1 protein-coding gene is annotated in these 1,204 nt (G+C 49.3%); it reads right to left on the bottom strand.

The window, feature by feature from the left end; all coding sequences use genetic code 11:
• Positions 1 to 1,089 (bottom strand): SbmA/BacA-like family transporter (locus J7396_RS22395; RefSeq protein ID WP_209262186.1); only part of this gene is annotated, 1,089 nt, incomplete at its 3' end.
• Between the last annotated feature and the right edge of the window lie 115 nt (positions 1,090 to 1,204).

Below are 1,204 nucleotides of genomic sequence, written 5' to 3'. Positions count from 1 at the left end.
GCTAAGTTCAATGTCAAATGCACCGAGTCGCCTTACGGCCGAGGCCCAGATAAAAAAGCTTCCATCTTGCATTTGCCTGGCGAACCAAGAAAGCGCATTAGCGATCGCCATCACTGCGGCGCCGATCTGGGTGAATTGACCGTAGTCAATTTCACCCCTCATGTATCTAACATATCCAGGCATATTCATACCCAAACCAACCAGTCTCTGGTAGAACATAACGACAGCGATCATTCCAGCTGTTGCGATCATGATCGACCGCCAGTTGAGTACAATTCTGTTAAATAATGAATTTAGTCGGCCAGCCTCTGCGCGAGCTCCATCGTAAAGCGCGACCTGCTCAGCATTCATGCGAATATTGGCCATTGCGAAACGGTAGTCCGCTTCCTTGCGCTGCCGTTCAACATTCAGCTTCACCAGCGGTCGACCAACCAAAAACATTGCGACTATAAATATAATTAAAACAGTCCAGGTCGCCCAGAAAGTACCATTAGGCAGCGATATAAGTGATGAATTCCACGATAACCTGAGTGCGCCCCCAAGGCTCCACAATACTGTGCTATATGCAATCACACGCGTGATCTGCGACGCAAATTCCGAGAAAAGCTTCAGCGTCTGGTCCACTAACAAGAAAACATCTTCCGATATCCGTTGGTCCGGATTGTCGACGGATCCATCCCGTTCCATTCGGTAATAGTTGCGTTGAAATAACCATCGATCAGCGAAGTGCCGGGTCAGCCACACCCGCCAATCGATCTCGATCCACATGCGCAAATAGCTCTGGGAGATATCAAGAATGACTACTCCCAGAGTAATCATCAATAAAATAAGTGCGGTCGATTGGAGTTTGGTTATGTTCTTTGCTACCAGTGCATTTGTCAAAACTCCGGAGCGTTCATTCAGAAATACAGCGGCTTTGGCTTGAAGTAACAAGCAACCTACGAAAAGCGCGAGCAGCACCCAAGCTTTCGTTGAGGCACGGGCGCGCCAAAAAGGAGCCACGAGTTTCCCGAATGCGATCAACAGTGATGGTCTGCCGGCGCTTTCTGTCTGCGCTTTGCGATATCTTGTCAAGATCGGGGCGCTCATACCATTACCCTCGAGATTGCACTCAGATGAATCGACTTAGAATGAAATGCTTCAAGGGCGTCACGGTGAGCGATGCTGATGATGAGAGACCCCGGCAGCTTCTCGTCGAGAAGTG

The sequence above is a fragment of the Xanthomonas sp. A1809 genome (assembly GCF_017746015.1).
GTDB classification, from domain to species: domain Bacteria; phylum Pseudomonadota; class Gammaproteobacteria; order Xanthomonadales; family Xanthomonadaceae; genus Xanthomonas; species Xanthomonas euvesicatoria.
The sequence above is the reverse complement of the archived record's forward strand: the minus strand, read 5'-3'. Positions and strand labels throughout refer to the sequence as shown.